Genomic DNA, 22,090 nt, shown 5'->3' on the forward strand with positions numbered 1-22,090 from the left:
TCTGAGTGAGCGGGAGTGCTTGCTTTGCTGTACGTGGTGTGATCGAAGGCTTCTATGGAACACCCTGGACACATGAAGAGCGGCTGGATATGATCGACTTTTTACACCGATATGATTACAACGCGTATTTCTACGCTCCCAAAGATGACGAGTATCTGAGGGAACGCTGGATGGAGCCGCTTCCTGTGAAAGCCAATCAACAGTTAGATGAGCTGATCCAGCGGGCAAAGACTCACAACATGCAGTTTATTTATTGTCTGGGTCCCGGACTTAGCATGGAATATACGAATCGTCAGCACTTGGAGCTGTTAGGTAAGAAGTATCGGGATTTGTATGATCGGGGTGTGCGTTATTTTGCGCTATTGTTCGATGATATCCCCATGCACCTGTTGCATGAGAAAGATGTAGCCGAGTTTGCCCATTTGGCGGAGGCGCATGCCCATACGACGCTTTATGTGTGGGATTTGATACGTAGCTGGGGCGATCCAGTCAAGCTGGCTGTCTGTCCTACACAATACAACGGGATAGGAAAAGAAGCGTATATCATGTACCTCGGCAAGCATTTGCCGCCAGAAATAGATTTGTTCTGGACGGGACGATTCGTCTGCTCGCCTTACCTGACGGACGGTGATGCGATTCGCTTTCAAGAGTACACCGGACATCAGCCATTTTATTGGGACAACTACCCGGTGAATGATTTGGCCATGGCGAACGAACTACATATCGGTCCATTGCGTCACCGTGACCCTGACCTGTGGCAATACGCAGCAGGCTATGTGGCGAATGCGATGTCTAGACCAGAATGCTCGAAGATTCCTTTGATTACGACGGCAGCCTATTTGCGAGATCCGATCGGCTACGACCCTGAGACGGTATGGAAACAAGCGGTCGAGGAAGTAGCGGGACAAAAGGATGCGGATGCTTTCTTCACCTTTGCGAATAACGTGCAAAGCTCGTTTTTATGCGAGGTGGAATCGCCGCAATTGCTAGAAGCGATCCTGACCTTCCGCTTTCATTTCTTGGAAGGAGATCGACAAAAGGCCATTGCGGACTTGACGGCTCTTTTTCAGAAGATGGAGGCGGCGGCAAACAAGCTGTTGGCAGGGATGGCGAATGAGAAGCTTGCAGCAGAAACGAGGCCGTGGGTGGAGAAGTTCCATCTGTGGACCAAAGTCGGTCTGTCGGCAGTCGCTCTCATCGATCATGGGACAAGAGGGCGAATGCCACAAGCAGTCTATCACTTGCTCCGCCTCAAACAGTGGCTCAAACGAACGGAGCGTTACCCGCAAGAAGTGTGTGGACCCGTTATGCAGCTTTTTGTGGATGCCGTAATGCTAGAGGTTAAGAAGAGCTCATAAAAAAAGTTCCTAATCCCGCAGGGGAGAAGGAACTTTTTTGCTTTTCGCATCAGGCGGATTCACGACCGTCATTTGGCTTTCTCTGACGGAAATTCCGCACCCATTCTTGAATCGGCAGCTCAGCGAGAATCATGCCGGTGAAAATCAGGAGACATCCGGTTAACTGTCTTCCACTTAATATTTCATGAATAAAGACGTAGGAGGTGACTGCAGCAAATACGGGCTCCAAAGCGAAAATGAGAGCGACCCGCGTCGAGCTGGTTTGCTTTTGCAAGGCCGTTTGCGCGAGAAAGGCCAGTGCCGTGGCGAAAATAGAAGTGACGATTAAACCAAAGGCCACCTCGGGTATGAACAAAATCGCCGGATCAAAAGCACGACTCCAATCCTCAAAGAAAAAGGCGTACAGCCAGCTCATTACAGCTACTGTGCCTAATTGCGTGATGGCAAGGGGCAATGCTGCAAAACGAGGTGCGTATTTACCGGTAAAGACGATTTGCATGGCGAAGCAGATGGCAGCGACGAAGATCAGAGCATCACCGAGATTAAAGGAGAATGACTGGTTCTGCGTTAGCAAATACAAGCCGAATGCTGCCAGAATCACACCGAAGATAGCGAAAGGCTTGACGCGTTCACGCAAGAGCAAAAACGAGAAGAGCGGCACCAATACGACGGCTAATCCAGTGATAAAGCCAGCTTTGGACGGCGAAGTATACAATAGTCCTACGGTCTGTAAGGCGTATCCCAGACAGAGCCAAAAGCCGAGAATGACGCCTGCACGAAGCAGTGGCCCTCTCCATTCAGAGGTTTGCCCACGATGACGATTGCGGATGAAATAGATGATCAATAAAAATAACGCAGCAATGGTAAAACGAACACCGTTAAACGTATTGGGAGGCAGCGATGCGATTGCCTGCTGTACGATCAAAAACGTAGTTCCCCAGATAACTGCGACGAGGAGCAGCGTTATATCTGCCATCCAAGGTTTTCTCAAAGCTTCTTTCCTCTCCTTTCTGACATTTTCACAATTTTTCTTCGGTTTTCATGTATAGGCGAAATCATAAGGGATTCCCGGAAGGAACGCAAGCGGATTATATAGGATAAACGCAAAGTGCGCTCCGTTAAAAAACTTTTCACAATTACTCCTATCCGATTCGGGACATAATGATATAATAATAGTGCATTTTACATATGCCGCTAACAGGTTTGTTATTCTGGGAGGACATTATGGATATTCTTTTGCTGGGTTTAAACTATAAAACAGCTCCTGTCGAAATTCGCGAAAAGTTTACATTCAGCGACGATGGGACAGCACGCGCTCTTCATCTACTCTCCCAGACGAAGAGTATCGCAGAATGTATCATCCTGGGGACGTGCAACCGGACGGAAATTTACGTCGTTTGCGACCAGGCGAATATAGGCCGAGACTATACCCGCCGTTTTTTGGCTGAATGGTTCGGCGTGGAGAAAGAACAATTTAAGGATCATCTCTATATAAAAGAGAACGAACAGGCAATCGAGCACTTGTTCCGCGTCTCTTCCGGTCTTGATTCGATGGTAATGGGAGAAACACAAATCCTCGGACAAGTACGGGATGCGTTCCTGTTGGGGCAGGAGCATCAAACGACAGGGACTGTCTTCAACACCTTGTTCAAGCAAGCGATTACGTTTGCCAAGCGTGCCCATACAGAGACAGCGATTGGACAAAATGCGGTTTCTGTTAGCTACGCTGCTGTCGAACTGGGGAAAAAGATCTTCGGTTCCTTTGCAGGGAAGTCTGTCCTGATCGTCGGAGCGGGCAAAATGAGCGAGCTGACCGCCAAGCATCTGCACGCAAATGGATCAGAACGCGTCATGGTTGCGAATCGTACATTGGAGCGAGCGCAGCTTTTGGCAGAGAAGTTCAAGGGTGACTCCTGTACGATGGAGCAGCTGCCTGAGGCACTGCTCACAGCAGACATCGTCATCAGCTCGACCGGAGCGACAGGTTATGTCCTCGGCAAAAAAGAACTGGCTCCGATCATGAAACAACGAAAGCATCGTCCGTTGTTCATGGTGGATATCGCAGTTCCTCGCGATCTGAATCCTGACTTGCATGATCTTGATAACGTATTTTTATATGATATTGACGATCTGGAAGGCATCGTTGCGAGTAATGTTGCGGAACGTTCTCGTGAAGCGGAACGTCTGGATGTCATGATTCAAGAAGAGATCGTGGCATTCACGACTTGGTACCAAACGCTTGGCGTAGCACCACTGATCGCTGCACTGCGTGACAAGGCAAACACGATCCAAAGCGAAGCGATGCGAAAAATCGAAAACAAGCTGCCAAACTTGTCTGAGCGGGAGATGCACATCATCCGCAAGACAACCAAGGGCATTGTCAATCAACTGTTGCACGATCCGGTCGTACGTTTAAAAGAAATGGCAGCTACCAAAGATGGGGAAGAAGTACTGGATATTTTCGAGAAAATGTTTGCGTTGGAGGAGATCCTGGAGCGAAAAGAACAGGAAGCAATCTGGGCTAACGATAAAAATAAACAGACATCTTCTTCTCGGGAGCAAGTATTGGTTTCCCGGTTCCCTGACTAAGCTGACCTGACAATCTATCTGCTACTAGAGGTTGTTCAAAAAGTCGTCTTTTGATCACGGAGTAGCTCAGAAAGCTAATACAAGCCGACTTTTTGAACACGCACTGTTAGAAACCGATTGGGAAAGTGGGGGAGAGAGTGCATGGCCGAGGTGAGATGGATCTACGACTTGACGATCTTTCTCTACGCTGCAAGTGTTCTCTTCTATTTTAACGACTTCTTGCAAAGCAACCGGAAAGTCAATCGTCTGGCTTTCGGGTTGCTTGTTGTCGTTTGGGCCTTGCAAACCGCATTTTTTGTCTCGCAAGCAGTCATGAAGGGGTATTTTCCAGTCATTACGCTGTTTGAGACACTCTTTTTTTATTCATGGGTGCTGGTAGGCTTGTCGCTTGCCATTCACTATTTTTTTCGGATTGATTTGCTGGTTTTTTTTACCAATATTATTGGGTTTGTCGTGCTCGTTATGTCGATGTTTTTACCGGAAACGCCGATTGAGGCTGTATCGAGCATTTTGACCTCTGAACTATTGCTGACGCATGTGACACTGGCCATGTTCAGCTACGGGGCGTTCTCGCTCTCGATGATCTTCTCGGCCATGTACTTGCTCCAGCACAAAATGCTCAAGGGAAGACGGTGGTCACCGTTGCTCAGGCGTTTGCCTAGCCTCGATCAATTGGAAGGCTACGCGTACCGAATGAACATGCTGGGTGTACCAATGCTCTTGCTCTCGATTGTATTAGGGATCATTTGGGGTAAAATGGTTTTGCCGGAGAAATTTCTGCTAGATTCAAAAGTAGTGCTCTCCGTGCTGGTCGTTGCGATTTATTCGCTGTGGCTGTACCAGCGCTATCGGGATACGATGCAGATGCGCAGACTCGCGCAGTGGAACGTCGTGGCGTTTTTGTTACTGCTTATCAATTTTTTAGGCTTCACTACTTCTACATTTCACGACTGGTGGTAGGAGCTGTTCATAAGGAGGCTGTCATGGGAAAATGGAAAGTGGGAACGCGTCGCAGCAAATTGGCGCTCACTCAAACGAATTGGGTCGTTGATAAACTGAAGGGGTTCGCACCTGAGGCTGATTTTGAATTGCATGAAATCGTGACGAAAGGCGATCGAATCCTCGATGTGACCTTGTCCAAAGTTGGCGGAAAAGGATTGTTTGTCAAAGAAATCGAGCAATCGTTGTTCGATAAGGAAACCGATTTTGCGGTACACAGCTTGAAGGATATGCCTGCTGAATTGCCAGATGGCTTGGTAATCGGAGCGATTCCGAAGCGTGTTGATCCTCGAGATGTCCTGCTTTCCAAGGACGGCAAGACGTTGGATGAATTACCACAAGGCGCTTTGGTAGGGACCAGTAGCTTGCGCCGTTCTTCACAGATTCTCGCATATCGCCCTGATATTCAGATCGAATCCTTGCGTGGAAATATTGATACGCGCATGCGTAAGCTTGCGGAAGGAAATTTTGATGCGATCATCCTTGCTGCGGCTGGACTTGAGCGCGTGAATTTTGAAGGGGAAATCTCGCAGTTCCTGCCTGTTGAAATCAGCTTGCCAGCAGTCGGTCAAGGTGCGCTTGCCATCGAATGCCGAGCAGACGATGAGGAGACACTCGCTCTCTTGAAGCAGTTTGATGACGCACCGACGCGTTTGGCGGTATCGGCAGAGCGGAGCTTCCTGCACAAGCTCCAAGGGGGCTGTCAGGTGCCGATTGGCGCATATGCGACAGTTGGAGAGAACAATGAAATTACGTTGACCGGAATGGTTGGCTCCCCAGATGGGAAGCAAATGTTCAAAAACACGGCGACTGGCCAGGATCCGTTAGCGCTGGGTATTCAAGTAGCAGAAGCACTTCTGGCGCAAGGAGCGGGAGACGTACTTGCGGAAGTATTGCGGGAGAATGAGCAATGATTGTCCACGGATCGCACAAGCCGCTGACTGGCAAGTGCATCATGGTCACCCGGGCAAGAAGTCAAGTTCGCGAGCTCGTTGAACAGATCGAGCGGTTGGGTGGAGAAGCATACGCATTTCCCCTGCTAAAAATGATGCCGCCGACGGACACTGCCAAGCTCGACGAAGCCATCACCCAGTTGCCAGCATTCGACTGGGTGGTCTTCACGAGTGTGAATGGCGTGCGCTTTTTCTTGGAGCGCATGCGCGAGGTCGGGGTTGGCCTTGAAGCGTTCACTGGCAAAATTGCTGCGGTCGGTCCGAAAACGGCCAAGGCGCTTGAGCATCACGGGCTCGAAGTAGCTGTCATCCCGTCTGATTACGTCGCGGAGGGCTTGCTGTCGAGCTTGTATGATCAGTTGCTTCCTGGTCAGCGAGTTCTGCTGCCTCGTGCAGATATTGCGCGCAAGGCATTGCCAAAGGAGTTGGCTCGCTTGGGGCTTGCTGTGACAGAGGTAGACGTGTATCACACTGTCATTGATGCAGAGCACGCTCCAGAAGCAGCGGAAAAACTACAGCAAGGTCTCATTGATATCATCTTGTTTACCAGCTCTTCAACGGTGACGCATTTCATGGCAGCGATGGAGCCCTATGCATCGTTAGACTGGCTCAAGCACGTTCAGATAGCCTGTATCGGACCGATAACGGCAGATACAGCAAAGCAAAACGGACTTTCTGTTCATGCAGTAGCAAGTGAGTACACCGTGGAAGGATTACTAGCAGCAATCATAGAGAATCTGGGAGGGAATCGACATGGCACAAACATTTGACCGTCATCGCCGCCTTCGCAAAAGCGCGGCTATGCGCAATCTGGTGCGGGAGAACCACGTACGGGTGGAGGACTTGATTTACCCGTTGTTCGTAGTGGAAGGAACCGGTATTAAGAACGAGATTCCGTCCATGCCAGGCGTGTATCAGCTCTCCTTGGACACGCTGGCCGAAGAGTTGAAGGAAATCGTAGCTCTGGGAATTCAAGCTGTTCTGATGTTTGGGGTACCAACACATAAAGACGCATGCGGAACAGAGGCGTACAATGATGATGCGATTACCCAGCAGGCGATGCGTCTGATCAAGGAAGCCCATCCGGAAATGATCGTGATTGCAGATACATGCCTGTGTGAATACACCGATCATGGTCACTGTGGTGTCATTCACGAAGGTGAAGTTGTGAATGATGAAACCTTGAAGCTTTTGGGTCAGACTGCCGTTTCCCAAGCAAAAGCTGGAGCAGATATTATTGCACCTTCCAATATGATGGACGGTTTCGTGATTGCAATCCGTGAAGCGTTGGACGAGGCTGGTTTTGAGCATATTCCGATCATGTCCTATGCGGTGAAATACGCTTCTGCCTTCTACGGGCCGTTCCGCGATGCGGCAGGCTCCACTCCACAATTCGGCGATCGCAAAAGCTACCAAATGGACGCGGCCAATGCACGTGAAGGTCTGCGCGAGGCAGCTTCCGATGTAAAAGAAGGCGCGGACTTCTTGATCGTCAAGCCAGGTCTTGCCTTCATGGACATGGTTCTTCGTCTGCGTGAGAACTTCAACCTGCCGATCGTGGCTTACAATGTGAGTGCCGAGTATTCCATGGTAAAAGCGGCAGCTTTGAATGGCTGGATCGATGAAGAGCGTATCGTTATGGAAACATTGGTTGGCTTCAAACGCGCAGGTGCAGATATGATCATTACGTACCACGCAAAAGATGTTGCAAAATGGCTGGCGAGGTGAGCACGAGATGAATAGAGAAAAATCTACTCAGTTATTTGCAGAAGCACAGCATTACATACCAGGCGGAGTAAACAGTCCGGTTCGTGCCTTTAAAAGCGTGGGAGGCAATCCTGTTTACATCGAGAAAGGAGAAGGCTCCCGCATTTTTGATGTAGATGGAAACAGCTACATTGACTACATCGGCTCGTGGGGTCCGTTGATCTTGGGTCATGCGCACCCGCGTGTCCTTGCAGCGATTACGGAAGTAGCTGCGCTTGGAACCAGCTTTGGTGCACCGACTGAGCGGGAAACAGAAATGGCAAAGCTCGTTTGTGAGATCGTGCCATCTGTCGAAGTCGTGCGCATGGTGAACTCCGGTACAGAGGCGACGATGAGCGCTCTGCGCCTCGCGCGTGGCTATACCCGACGCAACAAAATCATGAAGTTCGAAGGCTGCTACCACGGTCATGCCGATAGCCTGTTGATCAAAGCTGGTTCCGGTGTGGCTACATTAGGCCTTCCAGACAGCCCAGGCGTACCAGAAGGAACAGCACACAACACGATTACGGTTCCTTACAATGATCTGGAAAGCGTCAAACTGGCATTTGAAGCGTTTGGCGATGATCTGGCAGCAGTTATTGTGGAGCCAATCGGCGGCAACATGGGGGTTGTTCCTCCACAGCCAGGCTTCCTCGAAGGGCTTCGTGAAATTACGGAGAAACATGGGACACTGCTCATTTTCGATGAAGTCATGACTGGCTTCCGTGTAGCATTGGGCGGTGCACAAGAGCTGTACGGCATTACTCCTGATTTGACAACGATGGGGAAAGTCATCGGCGGTGGCTTGCCAGTAGGTGCATACGGCGGCAAACGGGAGATCATGCAGCAAGTGGCTCCAGCAGGGCCAATCTATCAGGCAGGGACGCTGTCAGGAAATCCTTTGGCGATGGCTGCTGGTTTGACTACCTTGCAAGAGCTCAGCAAACCAGGTGCTTACGAGCGCTTGGAGAAGATGTCCGCTCGTTTGGCTGAAGGCTTAGCTGACAATGCTAAGAAGCTGGGCATTCCGCACACGCTCAATCGCGTAGGCTCCATGGTTTGCCTGTTCTTCACAGAGACGCCGGTGATCAACTATGAAACAGCGAAAACATCCGATCTGGAGCGTTTCTCAGCATACTTTAGCTATCTGCTGGAGGAAGGCGTCATGATCCCGCCGTCCCAGTTTGAGGGTATGTTCGTTTCCTTGGCTCATACGGATGAAGATATCGAACGGACGATTGAAGCAAGCTACCAAGCGATGAAAAAAGCGTTTAAATAAAGAATGAAAAGAAGAAAGCACTTCCTTGCTAATGCGGGAGGTGCTTTTTTTGACTTTCAGCAGGATTTTTCTATCTCCTGTCAAAATACGAAGGAAAATGCCGATGAATGAGGTGGAGAGATGGAAGGGACGATTGTTCACGTACCGCAAAAGTATCTAGTTGGGCTTAGCTTCTCCGGTTCTTTTCCGATGCTTGTCGAATACATGCCCAAACTATGGGAGACTTTTTTGACGCGTCAGGATGAGATTCCTCTCGCGATTTCACCAGATGTACGTTACGACATCAGCGACGAGAATCGGACGCACCAAATGTATACCGAGTACATTGTGGTAGAGGTAGAGCGTTTTGAGCATATCCCTGAGGGCATGGTGGGGTTCACCATCCCAACGAAAACATACGCTCGTTTTACTCATACAGGACCGATGGAACAGGTCCAAAACACATACCACAGTCTGTTTGGCTGGCTCAACGAGAATGGTCATCAAGTGGACGAGCAAGCTCTTCGCATGGAACGCTACGACCAGCGGTACGTTCCCTCTGTGCATGAGTCTGCTCGCGTCGACAATGCGTATGAAATTTTTATCCCGCTTCGGTAAAAAACAAGTGAACAACACCTGCTTTGCACGAGCAAGAGGTGTTGTTTTTGATGTCAATCCATTTGCTTGTCCAAGAAGCTTGCCAGTTCACCCATGACAGACTGAAGCACTTGAAGGGAATCATCGACGCAGAGATCGACATCAAGGGAGTGCTTGGCGTTTTGCGGGAGATGGAGCTGGATGTTCGGTTTGGATGTGGCAAGCTGATCAACCACACCCTGATTATAGTAATGGTCGGCAGTGCCTGAGACGAGAAATATTTGTTGGGTAAGATTCAGTAATTCCGCATGAAACACATCCTCAGCCAGCAATGGAGTCAACAGGATAGCAGATGAACGGGCAAAACGAGATTCCTTGAGCAATCCGCATGTTATCGGCACCGTACCGAGTGACTTCCCGAGGAAGAAAACTCGTTCATACTCGTGAACATCCAGCACACGTGAAACAACGGTTTGCATCTCCTCGCTGATCCAAGCACTTCGTTCACCGAATGAGCGATTCCACAAATCCGTATTTTCTCGCCCGTAATTTGCAAGTACATGGACCAGATCGATCTGTTTGTTTAAAAAAAGCATGGTAGAATAATACAGATACGGCCTGTCGAACGAATAGCTGGCTCCGGGAAAGAAAAAACAGACGGAGCGAGATGGCGTCTGATTTGCCTGAATGTGCGTGTACGTCATTTCTCTGCCGTCCCTGACGATCACGGAACCTGTTTTTGGGTATACCATCTACTAGCTGCACCTCTTTCATGTTCTTTGGAACAAGGGTTATTTTCCAATCCTAAGGGTCAGTAGCACTTCTTGACAAGAAGTAAACAAACAATAAAGGAGTATGACCGATGAAAAAGGAAGTCCAACTAAGTAACGGCATCAAAATAGCCTATGTAGAAGAAGGAACGGGGGATTCGCTTGTTTTGATCCACGGTTTTTGCGGGAGCTCAGCTTACTGGCATAAGCTAGTGCCGCTCTTGTCTAAAACGCATCGTGTCATTGCGATCGATTTGCGTGGTCATGGAGACAGCTCGGCGCCTGATGAACCGTATTCGATCGAGCGCTTTGCAGACGATCTGGCTTTGCTTGTAGAGGAGCTTGGTTTAGCGAAGATTCATCTGTTTGGACATTCGCTCGGTGGCTATGTGACCTTGGCATTTGCAAATCAATACGCGGACAAACTGGCGAGCTTTGGCTTGGTCCATTCGACGCCATATCCGGATGACGACGCTGCCAAAGCCAATCGGGATAAAGGCGCAGACAACATCCGCCAAAATGGAATGGAGCCGTTTATCAAAGCCCTCGTACCGAAGCTGTTCGCACCTTCCCATATCGACACGATGAGAGAAGAAGTCCAGCTGGCAAAAGAAATTGGCTTTGCGACGAGCCCGGTTGGAGCCGTCCAAACATTAATCGCTATGCGTGATCGAGTGGATCGCAATCATGTGCTGCAAGAAACGACATTACCTGTGCTATTAGTCGCAGGAACAGAGGACCAGATCATTCCTGCTGAAAAAACTTTTACAGTAGATAAAAATAACGTCGAACAAGTGCTGTTGCCTGATGCTGGGCATATGGGCATGGTTGAATCGCCAGAGAAAATGGCTGAAGCCTTCAAGAGCTTTCTAAACAGAAACTAAACAAATATCACACCATAGTCCTAGCAGATTTTGCTATAATGAAAACGTTATCCTATTTATTTATACATAGACGAGAGGGGAAATTATCATGAAAAAGGCACGTCGGATTACGATGACGGCGTTTGCATCTATCGTATTTGCATCGCTGATGTCTTCCTCAGCATTTGCAGCACCCTTGCATCCCGTTCAGCATGTTGACTGGATGGTGAAAAAGGCAATTGTATCAGCGGGTCAAAATGGCGATCTTGCTTTGGATCGTGCCGTGACTCTCGCAGAAGCGACTGTTGTTTTCTCCAAATTGAAAGAGGTAAAAGTGGGAGCTGCCGCTAAAGGTGCTCATTGGTCTACCCCTTACTTCGACTGGGCAAAGAGCAAAGGTGCTCTTACTCAAGATGACTATAAAAACCCTGCGCAAGCGGTAACATCTGCGAAGCTTACACAAATGGCTGACAAACTGGGCTACAAAGTGAAGCTCGACAACAAGGCGACTGTCACGCGCGGTGAATTTTTCCAGGCATTGGGTGATGCGGCTACCACACATGTAACGATTGCCCATACCAACGATACACACGGTCATATTCAAGAAGACAAGAACCAAAAAGAATTCGGCTTTGCTAAAATCGCAACCTTGCTCAAGGAATGGCGTGCAGAGAACGAAAACTTCTTGCTCTTGGACGCTGGTGATACCTTCCAAGGTACCGTTTTCGTGAACCAATTCAAAGGCGAATCTGTTGTTCCGATCCTCAACAGCCTTGACTACAACGTAATGGCTGCAGGTAACCACGAGTTTGACTTCGGCTATGAGCAACTGCTCAAGCTGCGTGACATGCTCGAGCATCCAGTTATCTCTGCTAACGTATTTAAGTCAGATGGAAAAGAATTGCTGCCACCTGTTTTCAAAGCAGAGATTGGCGGGAAGAAATTCGCCTTTGTTGGTTTCGTAGCGGAAGACACACCTGTATTGACTCACCCTGACAACGTAAAAGGGCTGACATTCAAAAACCCGGTAGAAGTGGCAAAAGCACTTGTACCTGAGCTGAAAAAAGAAGCAGATCACGTGATTGTTGTTTCCCATATCGGCGTGAACGTAGACCGTGAAATCGCGAAAAACGTTCCTGGTATTGACCTGATCGTTGGTGGTCACTCCCATACTCCGCTGAAAGAACCTGAACTCGTAAACGGCACATATATCGTACAAGACTGGGAGTACGGTAAGTCTCTCGGACGCGCTGACCTCTACTACCTCGGAAAAGAACTGGTAGCATTCAGCGGCGGTTTGAAAGAGTACGATGAAGCAGTTGTGGCTGATCCAGATGTAGATAAGATGGTTAAAGAAATCGTGAGCAAAATCGATACGGTTATGAATGTTGTCATTGCGAAATCCGAAGTGCCACTCGATGGTGACCGTGCACTGGTACGTACGAAAGAAACAAACGTTGGTAACCTGATCACAGATATCATGCTGGAGCGCACGAAGTCCATCAAAGGCTATGAGGCAGATGTAGCACTGGCGAACGGCGGCGGAATTCGTACACAGCTGCCAGCCGGCGATATCACGAAAAAAGGTCTGTACACGCTCCTGCCATTCGAGAACAATACATTGGCAGTCGTAGAAGTAACAGGCGAAGAGCTGAAGCAAGCCCTCGAAAACGGCGTGAGCAAGGTAGAAGAGGGAGCGGGACGCTTCCCTCAAGTGAGCGGCATGAGCTTCACGTACAACCCATCCAAGCCAGCTGGTGAGCGCGTAGTAGAAGTAAAAGTTGGCGACAAGCCGCTTGACCTGACGAAAACGTATAAATTGGCAACGATCGACTTCCTGGCAGCAGGTGGAGATGGTTACGAATCGTTGAAAAAGCCATTCTTCAACACAGGCCTGTCCATGTACAGCATTGTGGAGGAAGGTCTGGTCAAGCGTAAAACTGTCAATCCAAAAGTAGAAGACCGCATTGTTGAAGTGAAAAAATAAGGTTTGACCGGACAGGGGTGGAGAAAAACCTCCCTGTCCGTCTTTTATTATGAAGTACCTTGCAATATAGAGTAGCCATTTGGTAAGCTTTTACATGGGTGATGTTGATGAACGTACAGTTTAAAAAAGGGGTTCTGGAGCTGTGTGTTCTCGTCTTGACAGCTAAGCAGGACAGATACGGATACGAACTAGTTGCGAGCATCTCTGAAAAATTCCATATCTCTGAAGGAACAGTTTACCCCTTGCTTCGCCGATTGACCCAGGAAGGATTTTTTACGACCTATTTGGCGGAATCACAAGAGGGACCCCCACGGAAATATTACCAGCTGACAAATCGCGGACGTCAATACATGAATGACCTTATCTTGGAGTGGCGAATATTTAACCGCGGGGTAAATGAGATCATAGAGGAGGGACTCGGATATGACAAGGCGTGAGTTTATGGATGAGTTAAATGCATTACTTAGCGCTTTGCCCGATAAAGAACGCTTAGACATCCTTGCCGATTATACAGAGCATTTTCTCTCGGGTATGAATCAAGGGAAGACGGAGCACGAAATTGCGGAAGGATTGGGAAGTCCGAAGCTAGTGGCACGCGAGCTTTTGGCTGGCTACCGAATTGATCAAGCTCAGTCCACCGCATCGGTAGGGAATATGACGAGAGCGATTGTCGCGACGATCAGCTTGGGTTTTTTCAATCTCGTCTTTGTTTTGGGGCCATTTCTAGGCCTGATCGGTATACTGATGGGGTTGTATGCGATGACTGCGGCACTGTTGGTCGCGCCAGTCGGAATATTCTTGGATTACGGGATTCCTGCTCCATCTCAAGAGCGACTTTTCTTGTTATTCTCCAGCATGGTTTCCGTAGGCTTGGGCGGTATGCTTGCCATCGGCTTGCTGCGATTGACAAAATGGCTGTATCGCCAGTTCTTGCGTTATCTCCAGTTCAACGTGAAGATGATCAGGGGGAAATAAGATGCGAAATTTAGGGAAAAGACTCTTTGGCATAAGTCTTCTTTTATTCATCATCGGTGTATGTGGAATCATCTGGCTCTTTACGAAGCAAGAAAATTTCTCCTTTTCGTTAAAACAAGTGAATGAAGAGCGCGTGATCGAACAAGAGGTCAAAGCGATTGAGGTGCGGACGGAAGCGTCTGATGTGGAAATCTTGGCAAGCAAGCAACCAAAAGCGAGCGTACGGATGGTCGGGGAAGTATCTGAACAACAACAGGAGCGACTGGAGTTTCGGAGTGTAATCTCACCAGATGGTACGCTGCTCGTAGAACTGCGTGAACGCCCTCACGTCAATATGTTTTATCCTCGCAATGGGAAGGTAAAGCTGGAGCTCTTCCTGCCGGAAAAGGTGTATGAAAAGGTCCAGCTTGAAACGATGACAGGGGATATCAAGAGTGGAATGCTGCATGCAAAGAACACGAAAATATCCACCGGCAATGGAGATGTGAACGTGTCTGGTTATGAAGGAGAAGCGCTTGACGTCCAGACAGCTACAGGAGATATCAATCTGGCGAATGTTCGCTCGGCCGTTGCCATTGTAAGCTCGACTGGCGAGATTGATAAACTGACAATGCCAGAGCTGACCCATGACGTTTCCATCCGAACGGATACGGGGGATATTCGAGTGACAGTAGCCAAGGAGCCTATTGCAGCACAGCTGGATGTGACGACAGATACAGGTTCCATCGAAACCACCTGGTCGAACCTTACCTATGAAAAAGACGAGGAATACAGAGTGAAGGCATCGATTGGAGCAGGTGGACCCAAAATGACTGTACGAAGTTCTACTGGGGATGTTCGCATTCAATAGGAGAAGTTTGGAAACACTGATGGATAGGATTGGAAACGGAAGAAACGAAAAGATTTTGACACAAAAGAGACATTCCTTGTCGAATGACGAATGGTATCATATTGAAGGAAACATAATTGTGCAAAGCGAGGTTTATTCATGACCGCAAAAACTTTTAACGATACGTTTTTGAAAGCATGTCGCGGTGAAGCGACAGAGCATGTTCCGGTTTGGTACATGCGTCAGGCGGGGCGTTATCAGCCAGAATACCGCGCCATCCGCGCGAAGCATAGCTTTTTTGAAATGAATTACATACCGGAAGTTTGTGCGGAAGTGACACGTCTGCCCGTTGAGCAACTGGGTGTTGACGCTGCAATCTTGTTTGCAGACATCATGACGCCACTAAAACCGATTGGCGTAGATGTGAATATCGAATCGGGGATTGGTCCTGTAATCGCAAACCCAATCGAATCCTTGAAGGATGTTGAGCGTCTGCTTGAGCTCGATCCGGAAACACATGTGCCGTACATACTTGAATCCATTAAGATCTTGCGTCAGCAATTATCTGTTCCATTAATCGGTTTCGCAGGAGCACCATTTACACTGGCTAGCTATTTGATCGAAGGCGGCCCTTCCAAGCACTATCATAAGACAAAAGCATTCATGTATACCGAGCCAGTTGCTTGGCAGGCGCTGATGGAAAAACTGGGCGATATGACGATTACCTACCTCAAAGCGCAAATTAAAGCAGGTGCGCAAGCTGTTCAAGTATTTGATTCGTGGGTCGGTGCATTGAATGACGAAGATTACCGCGAGTACATTACACCAGTCATGACCCGTATCTTCAACGCTCTAAAAGATACTGGTGTGCCAACGATCTATTTTGGTATCGGCGCTGGTCATCTTTTGATGGATTGGAACCGCTTGCCTGTTGATGTGGTTGGTCTGGACTGGCGTACTTCGATTACAACTGCTCGTGAAATGGGTGTAACGAAGACGCTGCAAGGCAATTTGGACCCAACGCTGCTACTGGCCCCGTGGGAGAAGCTCGAAGCAAAGGCGAAGGAAATTTTGGATGAGGGCACAAAACAGCCAGGCTTCATTTTCAATCTGGGACACGGTGTATTCCCAGACGCTAAAGTAGAAACGCTGCAACAACTCACGAAGTTCATCCATCGTTACAAAAGGGACATCTAATCAGGAGGGGCGCTTACATGTCAAAGCAGAAGATCGGACTCTTGTTAATGGCGTATGGAACGCCACGCAGTCCTGAACAGATTGAACCATACTATACGCACATTCGCCGTGGTCGTAAGCCACCACAAGAACTGCTCGATGATTTAATGGCGCGTTACGAGGCTGTAGATGGATTGAATCGATTTGCAGACATTACAGATGAGCAGGTGCGCGCGCTCGAGCAGGAAATGAACAAACGTTACCCAGACCGTGAATTTGTAGGGTACCTTGGTTTGAAGCATATCGCTCCGTTTGTCGAAGACGCAGTAGAGCAAATGAAACGCGATGGAATTACGGAAGCGATCAGTCTTGTTCTGGCGCCTCATTATTCCAGCTACAGCGTCAAAGAATACAATGGACGAGCACAAGAGCATTCCGCGGCAATTGGCGGATCTGTCATCCACAGCATTGAGAGCTGGTATCTGGAACCAGGCTTCATCGGATATTGGGCAGACGCTATTCAAGCGACGTTTGCCGCGATGACGGATGAAGAGCGTGGACAAGCAGTCGTAATCTTCTCCGCTCACAGCCTGCCGGAAAAAATCTTGAAGTCAGGTGATCCGTACCCAACGCAATTGGAAGAGACAGCAAAGCTCATTGCCGAGCAAGCAGGGATCACTTCCTATGCAATCGGATGGCAAAGCGCAGGAAATACACCTGATCCGTGGTTGGGACCAGATGTACAGGATTTGACCAGAGAGCTGTACGAAGCAAAAGGCTACCAAGCATTTGTTTACTGTCCGGTCGGATTTGTTGCGGAGCATTTGGAAGTTCTGTTTGATAATGATGTGGAATGCAAAGCGGTTACAGATGAGCTAGGGGTACATTACTATCGTCCAGCGATGCCTAACGCCAGACCTGCGTTCATTTCCTGTCTGGCTGATGCAGTCGGAAAGAAGCTGGCGAATTAGGGGATCGATCATATGAGCGATAATACCTATCATATTACAATTATAGGCGGCGGCATAACAGGGCTGGCCGCTGCTTTTTACTTACAAAAGGAAATCGAAGCAAAAGGCTTGCCCATCCGTTTTCGACTGCTTGAAGAGCAGGGACGACTTGGTGGGAAAATCAAGACATGGCGTCACGAAGGATTTGTCATTGAGCAAGGTCCCGATTCGTTTCTCGAGCGGAAAACAAGCGCGGCTGAGCTGGCTGTAGACTTGGGGCTTGGGGATGATCTCGTTCGCAACAGTACAGGCCAAGCTTATATCTGGCATCAGGATCGCCTGAAGGCTATACCAGAAGGAGCGGTCATGGGTGTACCGACAAAGGTCATGCCTTTTGTCACGACCGATCTCATTTCTTGGCCGGGCAAGCTTCGGGCTGCCTTGGATCTTGTTCTTCCTGCCTCAAAAGGAGACGGCGATATCTCCGTGGGTGACTTTTTTCGGCGTAGGTTAGGTAATGAAGTTATTGATAATCTTATAGCGCCCTTATTGTCCGGTGTCTACTCCGGGGATCTCGACAATCTCAGCTTGCTTGCGAGTTTTCCTCAATTCGCTAAAATGGAAGAGCAGCATCGCAGCTTGATTGTAGCGATGAAGCATTCGCGCCCACAAGCAAAAACGCAGGGAAAGCCAAAAGGCATCTTCCTGACATTGAAAAACGGCTTGCAGTCTTTTGTTGAGGCAATCGAGAAGAGCTTGCCTGAAGAAGTCATCTCGAAGAATACTGGTGTCAAAGAACTGGTGAAACGGCCAGACGGGAAGTACACCTTGGTATTGAAAAATGGAGAAACGGTTGAGACGGATACGGTGCTGTTTACCGTACCACATGCTGTGGCAGAGCCATTGTTCCGTCCGTATGTACAAGTGCCTACCTTGCCACAAGCGAAGCCGCATATGGTGGCAACCATTGCGATGGCATTTCCAGAGTCAGCCATTGATTTAGGGATGGAAGGGACAGGATTTATTGTACCGCGGAATTCTGGCGCAAAAATTACGGCGTGTACGTGGGCGCATCGCAAATGGCCGCATACGACGCCGAAAAACAAAGCCTTGCTGCGTAGCTTTGTGGGGAGAGCAGGAGAGCAATCCTTCATGGAGCAGACGGACGAGGAAATTCTGGAGGTTGTCCTCCGCGATCTGCGCAAGATCATGACGATTCGAGCAGAGCCGGATTTTTATAACGTATCACGCTTGCAAAATGCCATTCCATATGTTGTGGGACATCAGGCTTGGGTGCAGGATGTGAACAATCAATTAAAAGAAAAACTCCCTGGTGTTATCGTGGCAGGTGCGTCGTACAGTGGCGTAGGTGTACCAGATTGTATTGATCAGGGGAAAAAAGCAATAGCAGAATGGATAGCGTCAGTAATACCGGGGAGATAGATAACCCCGGTTTTTCCTTTTTTTTCGGTGCTAAACGGCTCGTCCTGTCCATATAGTATAGGGAAATGTCCTGCACTTGAAAGGAGGAGCACGAATGGCATTACAGGATGGGCAACTCTCTTTTGCCATCAAGGAGACCATTTTCCTCTCATCCGATAGAGCTGGAATAGGTGAATTGCAAGAGCTGGAATTGGTTCCAGATGTGGAGGTGCTGGAAAACGATTCCTACATCTCGATCACGGGTTGCTTGCAATTAGTAGGGAAGTACGAGCCAATCAGGGAAGCCGCAGAAGCAACAGGCGGCGAAGGAGAATCGCTGGTTGAGGCCATGACTTTTACTCCCTTTCGCCAGGAAGCATCGGATCAAGCCTTTTATGGCTGGGAGGAACAGATCGGTCATCGCATTCCGTTGAATATCACCATTCCATTGGATCGGATTACAGAGATCGGCGACATCTACGCGATTGTGGACAGCTTTGACTACAAACTGGAATCACCACATCAAATGCTAATCGATGCCGATCTGAAGATTTTAGGGATAGTCCTTGGGAATCGAAATGAACAAGCAGAGCAGATCGAAACGCAGGCTGCCGGTCCAGACCAAGAAGCATGGGAATACACCTTCGCTGCTGGGGATGATGGGCAAGAATATTCGGAGCAGACGTCCCTCGATGACATTGATCAAAAGCTGAGTGAGCTGGAGGAGGAATTGGAGCGGCAGGCATTGCCAGCATCCTATGAATCAACCGAATCTCCTTCCATGTTCGATACCCCGGCTATTGCTCAATCCAATGAAGATGAATACTACGAGCAATATGGGGATGTACTGGAAGTGGCTCAGCCCGATCCACCAGAATCTTGGGAGACAGCTCCTATTTCGTATGACTTCGATTCCCAACAAACTACTTCGTACGATTCTTCTGACTCCTATTCCGAGCAGCCGGTATTGGCAGATGAGCAAGAACAGATGAGAGAAATAGCCGAAAAAGAACAAGGACATGAGGAGCCAATACTGGCACTACACGATCAACAGGCAATCGGATACCAACCAGTTTCTAATGGACCTACTGGCTCATCAGTCGAAGCAGAGTCACAGGAAGCTGTGCAAGAAGCGGTGGAAGCTAGTGTAGTATCTGAGCCAGAACCTGAGCATGAAGCAGAACCAGTCGTTGCAGAAGCAGTCGTAGCAGAACCAGAGGCTGCCGCGGAAGATGTAGAAGTACGAGTGGCGATTTCAGGGAAACCCTCCAAGGAAGAAAAAAGTAGCGTGAACATTACTTCCATCTTCTCTCAAGCGAGTCGTGCTAAGCAGGAAGCGATGGCGCAGGAGGCGGAATCTTCATCTAGCTCTTCACGATATGGGTCTGCGGCGAATGCCAGCCCTTCTACGGTGGAGGCCATGCAAAATCTCACATCGTTTGTCCGGAAAAAAGAAGAGCGCTCCAGTCAGCTGAAAATGTGCATTATTCAGCGCGATGAGACGTTAGAGCATATTTCACAGCGATACTCCTTGCCAGTTTCCAAAATCGTGGAAGTAAACCGATTAACTTCTGAGCAGCTCGTAGCAGGGCAGATTCTGTACATCCCACAATAGAGGAGTGGGGGACCGTGGATAAAATTGATCTCTCCGAGGTTTGCCAGCAATATCGAGCCCGCGTAATCCGAATTACGCCCCTTGATGATTGCTATTTATTGGAGACAAACCGGGGCCCCAAAGAACTCCACGTTTGGCCGCGTGTAGATGTGATGCGCTGGTCGTTTGCCTGGCGCGAACGACTGGCTCGTCAGGGGTTTCGAGAAGTGGAGCGGTTTATTCGGACGAGAGATACCAAGCCATTTTTGATTTTGGGCAAACGCGGTGTTACCATGACGGACCACCACAGACAAATCGAAGACTATCAGCCTGGCCAGGACACTGCGAGGCAATGCGGACGGGTGATCGCGATGATGCATCAGTCTCAGCAGGAGAGTCCTTTACTGTCCGGAAGTGATTTGCTCAAGCAGGAAAAGCAGCAAGTAGAAGAAAAAGGAAGACGTGCCAAAGAGCTGGTCGAATCATTTCGAGCCAAATATGAGAGGAATTCTAAGGAAAATCGTTGGGTTTCGGAACTCATGACCCCTATGCTGCAAAGAATGGACCGTTCCGCTACGATGCTGGCCCATGAGCGAATTACCACGGAGGCAGTCGCTGTATCCCATCGGGACCTTTTGCGTAACAACTGGGGATTGATAAACGGGAAGCTGTACTTGAGAGGCTTCTTCAGACCGGTCATATCAGTCCAGCAACGCGACGTTGCCACCTTTTTGCGCGATCATTTTTTAACCCATAAGGATTTGAAGCAGATAGACGCTTTTTTTGACGGCTATGAAGAAATCAAGCCCCTTACCTATGGAAATTATTCGTTGATACTAGCCTTTATGGCTCGTCCCCGTGAACTGTACAGGGGTATCGAATCCTACGTGAAACGTGTATCACTGAATCAAGAAGCGTCGATCGCTGGTATTGAGCACGCCTTGCAGAGCCAACAATCTGTTGACTTGCTACTTCGACATATTGCAGAGCGGGCCGAGCGTTCGAGGAGGGAGGGAGTCTATGAGTCGGTATGATGACATTGCTCCTTTGTTCAAAGAGTATGACATGTATGCACAGAGCATTGACGTTTTAAAGGAGCCAAATGTATTTAAGGCGACGACTCCCTACGGCTCCTTCGTATGCAAACGAGCGCAAGTACCCGCGCAACGTCTTGTTTTCGTCAGCGATATGCTGCGCCAATTGCAGCACCGCGGATGGGATGGAGCTGTTCCTTTTACGTATACGAAATACGATGATCCTTTTGTTCAACAGGGTAGCACTGCCTATTATGTAACCCCCTGGCAGCCAGGGAGTGAGGAATGGGCCGAGCAGCCGTTGTCTTGGGCGCCCCCCGCCTTGGAACGTTTGGCGGAGCTTCATCATTTGACACAAAACTATCGCTACGATGACCCTAGACAGGTAGAGCCGCTTGTCGACTCCTTGCTGAACCGCTGGCGATATTGGCAAGAACAAATGAATAAGGCGGCAACTCTTGCGCAGGAGCGCAAATACCCTTCTCCTTTTGATCTGGTGTTTTTGGCAAATAAGGAGTTTATTGAGGAAATGGCCCAAACAGCGACAGACTTATTGACCGATTGGCGAGAACGTCATGAGACACATGCTCATTTTCGCTTATCGTTGATCCATGGTAACCCGAATCCAGATCATGTTGTGCCAGATCGATCGGGAAAAGGACGGCTGCTTAATTTTGATCGTGCCAGTTTTGATACACCAGTACGCGATTTGACGCTGTTTTATCGCACTTATTTTCAAATGGCGGGCGATGAGGTTGGGGCTTCTCAACTATACCATCGCTACGCCGAGATATTTCCGCTGCAACCGGAAGAAATTGAACTGATGGCTTCGTTTCTGTCCTATCCGGAGAGGATCATGAGGGACCTGGATATTTACTATCATCATCCCCGCGAGTGGAGCGAGCTTTACGCTGTCCAACGTTTTGAAAAAGATATGGACCGCCTGATGCGCCTGCATCGTTGGGTCCAGCAAGCCTTTTAATGAGCAAC

Annotated in this window: 21 protein-coding genes; 19 read left to right on the plus strand and 2 right to left on the minus strand. The window is 48.9% G+C overall.

Going from position 1 to position 22,090, the window contains the following annotated elements; genetic code table 11:
- The first annotated feature begins 5 nt into the window (after positions 1-5).
- Positions 6-1,358: a protein O-GlcNAcase gene (locus BBR47_RS09295; protein WP_012685519.1), complete on the plus strand. Its 1,353-nt coding sequence runs from the start codon at positions 6-8 to the stop codon at positions 1,356-1,358.
- Between the two features lie 49 nt (positions 1,359-1,407).
- Here BBR47_RS09295 and BBR47_RS09300 read toward each other — a convergent pair whose 3' ends face one another.
- Positions 1,408-2,349, minus strand: coding sequence for a DMT family transporter (locus tag BBR47_RS09300; RefSeq protein ID WP_331382892.1), 942 nt, complete (start codon positions 2,347-2,349; stop codon positions 1,408-1,410).
- 233 nt (positions 2,350-2,582) lie between these two features.
- On the opposite strand from BBR47_RS09300, the gene hemA reads away from it, so the two are divergent.
- The 7 genes from hemA (at position 2,583) to BBR47_RS09335 (ending at position 9,521) form a co-directional block, all read left to right on the plus strand.
- A complete protein-coding gene (gene hemA, locus BBR47_RS09305) occupies positions 2,583-3,947 on the plus strand; it encodes a glutamyl-tRNA reductase (protein ID WP_012685521.1) in 1,365 nt (454 codons plus the stop codon).
- Positions 3,948-4,088: 141 nt separating this feature from the next.
- The gene (locus BBR47_RS09310) at positions 4,089-4,907 is read left to right on the plus strand and encodes a cytochrome C assembly family protein (RefSeq protein ID WP_012685522.1); all 819 of its coding nucleotides are present in this window, start codon (positions 4,089-4,091) and stop codon (positions 4,905-4,907) included.
- A 23-nt stretch (positions 4,908-4,930) separates the two neighbouring features.
- Positions 4,931-5,860, plus strand: coding sequence for a hydroxymethylbilane synthase (gene hemC, locus BBR47_RS09315; RefSeq protein ID WP_012685523.1), 930 nt, complete (start codon positions 4,931-4,933; stop codon positions 5,858-5,860).
- Complete coding sequence (locus BBR47_RS09320) at positions 5,857-6,669, plus strand: uroporphyrinogen-III synthase (protein WP_012685524.1); 813 nt, start codon at positions 5,857-5,859, stop codon at positions 6,667-6,669. The genes hemC and BBR47_RS09320 overlap by 4 nt, the downstream gene beginning before the upstream one ends.
- Entirely contained in the window at positions 6,653-7,627 is a 975-nt protein-coding gene (gene hemB / locus BBR47_RS09325) for a porphobilinogen synthase (RefSeq protein WP_012685525.1), read from the plus strand. The genes BBR47_RS09320 and hemB overlap by 17 nt, the downstream gene beginning before the upstream one ends.
- A gap of 7 nt (positions 7,628-7,634) precedes the next feature.
- Positions 7,635-8,924, plus strand: a complete 1,290-nt coding sequence (hemL, locus tag BBR47_RS09330) for a glutamate-1-semialdehyde 2,1-aminomutase (protein ID WP_012685526.1) — start codon at positions 7,635-7,637, stop codon at positions 8,922-8,924.
- 120 nt (positions 8,925-9,044) lie between these two features.
- Positions 9,045-9,521 (plus strand): GyrI-like domain-containing protein, encoded by a 477-nt coding sequence (locus BBR47_RS09335; RefSeq protein WP_012685527.1) that lies wholly within the window; start codon positions 9,045-9,047, stop codon positions 9,519-9,521.
- A 53-nt stretch (positions 9,522-9,574) separates the two neighbouring features.
- Here the strand turns inward: BBR47_RS09335 and BBR47_RS09340 are convergent, their stop codons facing one another.
- Positions 9,575-10,252, minus strand: coding sequence for an alpha/beta family hydrolase (locus tag BBR47_RS09340; RefSeq protein ID WP_012685528.1), 678 nt, complete (start codon positions 10,250-10,252; stop codon positions 9,575-9,577).
- A gap of 110 nt (positions 10,253-10,362) precedes the next feature.
- On the opposite strand from BBR47_RS09340, the gene BBR47_RS09345 reads away from it, so the two are divergent.
- From BBR47_RS09345 to BBR47_RS09395, 11 genes are all read left to right on the plus strand, one after another.
- Positions 10,363-11,154 carry an alpha/beta fold hydrolase gene (locus BBR47_RS09345; protein ID WP_012685529.1) on the plus strand — a complete coding sequence of 264 codons (792 nt, stop codon included), beginning with the start codon at positions 10,363-10,365 and terminating at the stop codon, positions 11,152-11,154.
- A gap of 88 nt (positions 11,155-11,242) precedes the next feature.
- Positions 11,243-13,120 (plus strand): bifunctional metallophosphatase/5'-nucleotidase, encoded by a 1,878-nt coding sequence (locus BBR47_RS09350; protein ID WP_012685530.1) that lies wholly within the window; start codon positions 11,243-11,245, stop codon positions 13,118-13,120.
- 107 nt (positions 13,121-13,227) lie between these two features.
- Positions 13,228-13,557 (plus strand): PadR family transcriptional regulator, encoded by a 330-nt coding sequence (locus BBR47_RS09355; protein ID WP_012685531.1) that lies wholly within the window; start codon positions 13,228-13,230, stop codon positions 13,555-13,557.
- Positions 13,544-14,095 (plus strand): HAAS signaling domain-containing protein, encoded by a 552-nt coding sequence (locus BBR47_RS09360; protein ID WP_012685532.1) that lies wholly within the window; start codon positions 13,544-13,546, stop codon positions 14,093-14,095. Before BBR47_RS09355 ends, BBR47_RS09360 begins: the two co-directional genes overlap by 14 nt.
- 1 nt (position 14,096) lies before the next feature.
- Positions 14,097-14,945 (plus strand): DUF4097 family beta strand repeat-containing protein, encoded by an 849-nt coding sequence (locus BBR47_RS09365; protein ID WP_012685533.1) that lies wholly within the window; start codon positions 14,097-14,099, stop codon positions 14,943-14,945.
- A 138-nt stretch (positions 14,946-15,083) separates the two neighbouring features.
- Complete coding sequence (hemE, locus tag BBR47_RS09370; RefSeq protein ID WP_012685534.1) at positions 15,084-16,121, plus strand: uroporphyrinogen decarboxylase; 1,038 nt, start codon at positions 15,084-15,086, stop codon at positions 16,119-16,121.
- Positions 16,122-16,138: 17 nt separating this feature from the next.
- Positions 16,139-17,071: a ferrochelatase gene (hemH, locus tag BBR47_RS09375; protein ID WP_012685535.1), complete on the plus strand. Its 933-nt coding sequence runs from the start codon at positions 16,139-16,141 to the stop codon at positions 17,069-17,071.
- A gap of 12 nt (positions 17,072-17,083) precedes the next feature.
- On the plus strand, positions 17,084-18,493 hold the full coding sequence (gene hemY, locus BBR47_RS09380; RefSeq protein ID WP_012685536.1) for a protoporphyrinogen oxidase: 1,410 nt from the start codon (positions 17,084-17,086) through the stop codon (positions 18,491-18,493).
- A 94-nt stretch (positions 18,494-18,587) separates the two neighbouring features.
- Complete coding sequence (locus tag BBR47_RS09385; RefSeq protein WP_012685537.1) at positions 18,588-20,087, plus strand: LysM peptidoglycan-binding domain-containing protein; 1,500 nt, start codon at positions 18,588-18,590, stop codon at positions 20,085-20,087.
- Positions 20,088-20,101: 14 nt separating this feature from the next.
- Positions 20,102-21,100 (plus strand): phosphotransferase, encoded by a 999-nt coding sequence (locus tag BBR47_RS09390; RefSeq protein WP_012685538.1) that lies wholly within the window; start codon positions 20,102-20,104, stop codon positions 21,098-21,100.
- The gene (locus BBR47_RS09395; RefSeq protein WP_012685539.1) at positions 21,087-22,082 is read left to right on the plus strand and encodes a hypothetical protein; all 996 of its coding nucleotides are present in this window, start codon (positions 21,087-21,089) and stop codon (positions 22,080-22,082) included. Before BBR47_RS09390 ends, BBR47_RS09395 begins: the two co-directional genes overlap by 14 nt.
- Positions 22,083-22,090: the final 8 nt, after the last annotated feature.

The sequence above is a fragment of the Brevibacillus brevis NBRC 100599 genome, from assembly GCF_000010165.1.
GTDB lineage: Bacteria > Bacillota > Bacilli > Brevibacillales > Brevibacillaceae > Brevibacillus > Brevibacillus brevis_D.

What these genes read in the sequence shown, in the direction of transcription:
- hemA (WP_012685521.1), top strand. Translation starts at nt 2,583, where the DNA reads ATGGATATTCTTTTGCTGGGTTTAAACTATAAAACAGCTCCTGTCGAA.
- BBR47_RS09310 (WP_012685522.1), top strand. Translation starts at nt 4,089, where the DNA reads ATGGCCGAGGTGAGATGGATCTACGACTTGACGATCTTTCTCTACGCT.
- hemC (WP_012685523.1), top strand. Translation starts at nt 4,931, where the DNA reads ATGGGAAAATGGAAAGTGGGAACGCGTCGCAGCAAATTGGCGCTCACT.
- BBR47_RS09320 (WP_012685524.1), top strand. Translation starts at nt 5,857, where the DNA reads ATGATTGTCCACGGATCGCACAAGCCGCTGACTGGCAAGTGCATCATG.
- hemB (WP_012685525.1), top strand. Translation starts at nt 6,653, where the DNA reads ATGGCACAAACATTTGACCGTCATCGCCGCCTTCGCAAAAGCGCGGCT.
- hemL (WP_012685526.1), top strand. Translation starts at nt 7,635, where the DNA reads ATGAATAGAGAAAAATCTACTCAGTTATTTGCAGAAGCACAGCATTAC.
- BBR47_RS09335 (WP_012685527.1), top strand. Translation starts at nt 9,045, where the DNA reads ATGGAAGGGACGATTGTTCACGTACCGCAAAAGTATCTAGTTGGGCTT.
- BBR47_RS09340 (WP_012685528.1), bottom strand. Translation starts at nt 10,252, where the DNA reads ATGGTATACCCAAAAACAGGTTCCGTGATCGTCAGGGACGGCAGAGAA.
- BBR47_RS09345 (WP_012685529.1), top strand. Translation starts at nt 10,363, where the DNA reads ATGAAAAAGGAAGTCCAACTAAGTAACGGCATCAAAATAGCCTATGTA.
- BBR47_RS09350 (WP_012685530.1), top strand. Translation starts at nt 11,243, where the DNA reads ATGAAAAAGGCACGTCGGATTACGATGACGGCGTTTGCATCTATCGTA.
- BBR47_RS09355 (WP_012685531.1), top strand. Translation starts at nt 13,228, where the DNA reads ATGAACGTACAGTTTAAAAAAGGGGTTCTGGAGCTGTGTGTTCTCGTC.
- BBR47_RS09360 (WP_012685532.1), top strand. Translation starts at nt 13,544, where the DNA reads ATGACAAGGCGTGAGTTTATGGATGAGTTAAATGCATTACTTAGCGCT.
- BBR47_RS09365 (WP_012685533.1), top strand. Translation starts at nt 14,097, where the DNA reads ATGCGAAATTTAGGGAAAAGACTCTTTGGCATAAGTCTTCTTTTATTC.
- hemE (WP_012685534.1), top strand. Translation starts at nt 15,084, where the DNA reads ATGACCGCAAAAACTTTTAACGATACGTTTTTGAAAGCATGTCGCGGT.
- hemH (WP_012685535.1), top strand. Translation starts at nt 16,139, where the DNA reads ATGTCAAAGCAGAAGATCGGACTCTTGTTAATGGCGTATGGAACGCCA.
- hemY (WP_012685536.1), top strand. Translation starts at nt 17,084, where the DNA reads ATGAGCGATAATACCTATCATATTACAATTATAGGCGGCGGCATAACA.
- BBR47_RS09385 (WP_012685537.1), top strand. Translation starts at nt 18,588, where the DNA reads ATGGCATTACAGGATGGGCAACTCTCTTTTGCCATCAAGGAGACCATT.
- BBR47_RS09395 (WP_012685539.1), top strand. Translation starts at nt 21,087, where the DNA reads ATGAGTCGGTATGATGACATTGCTCCTTTGTTCAAAGAGTATGACATG.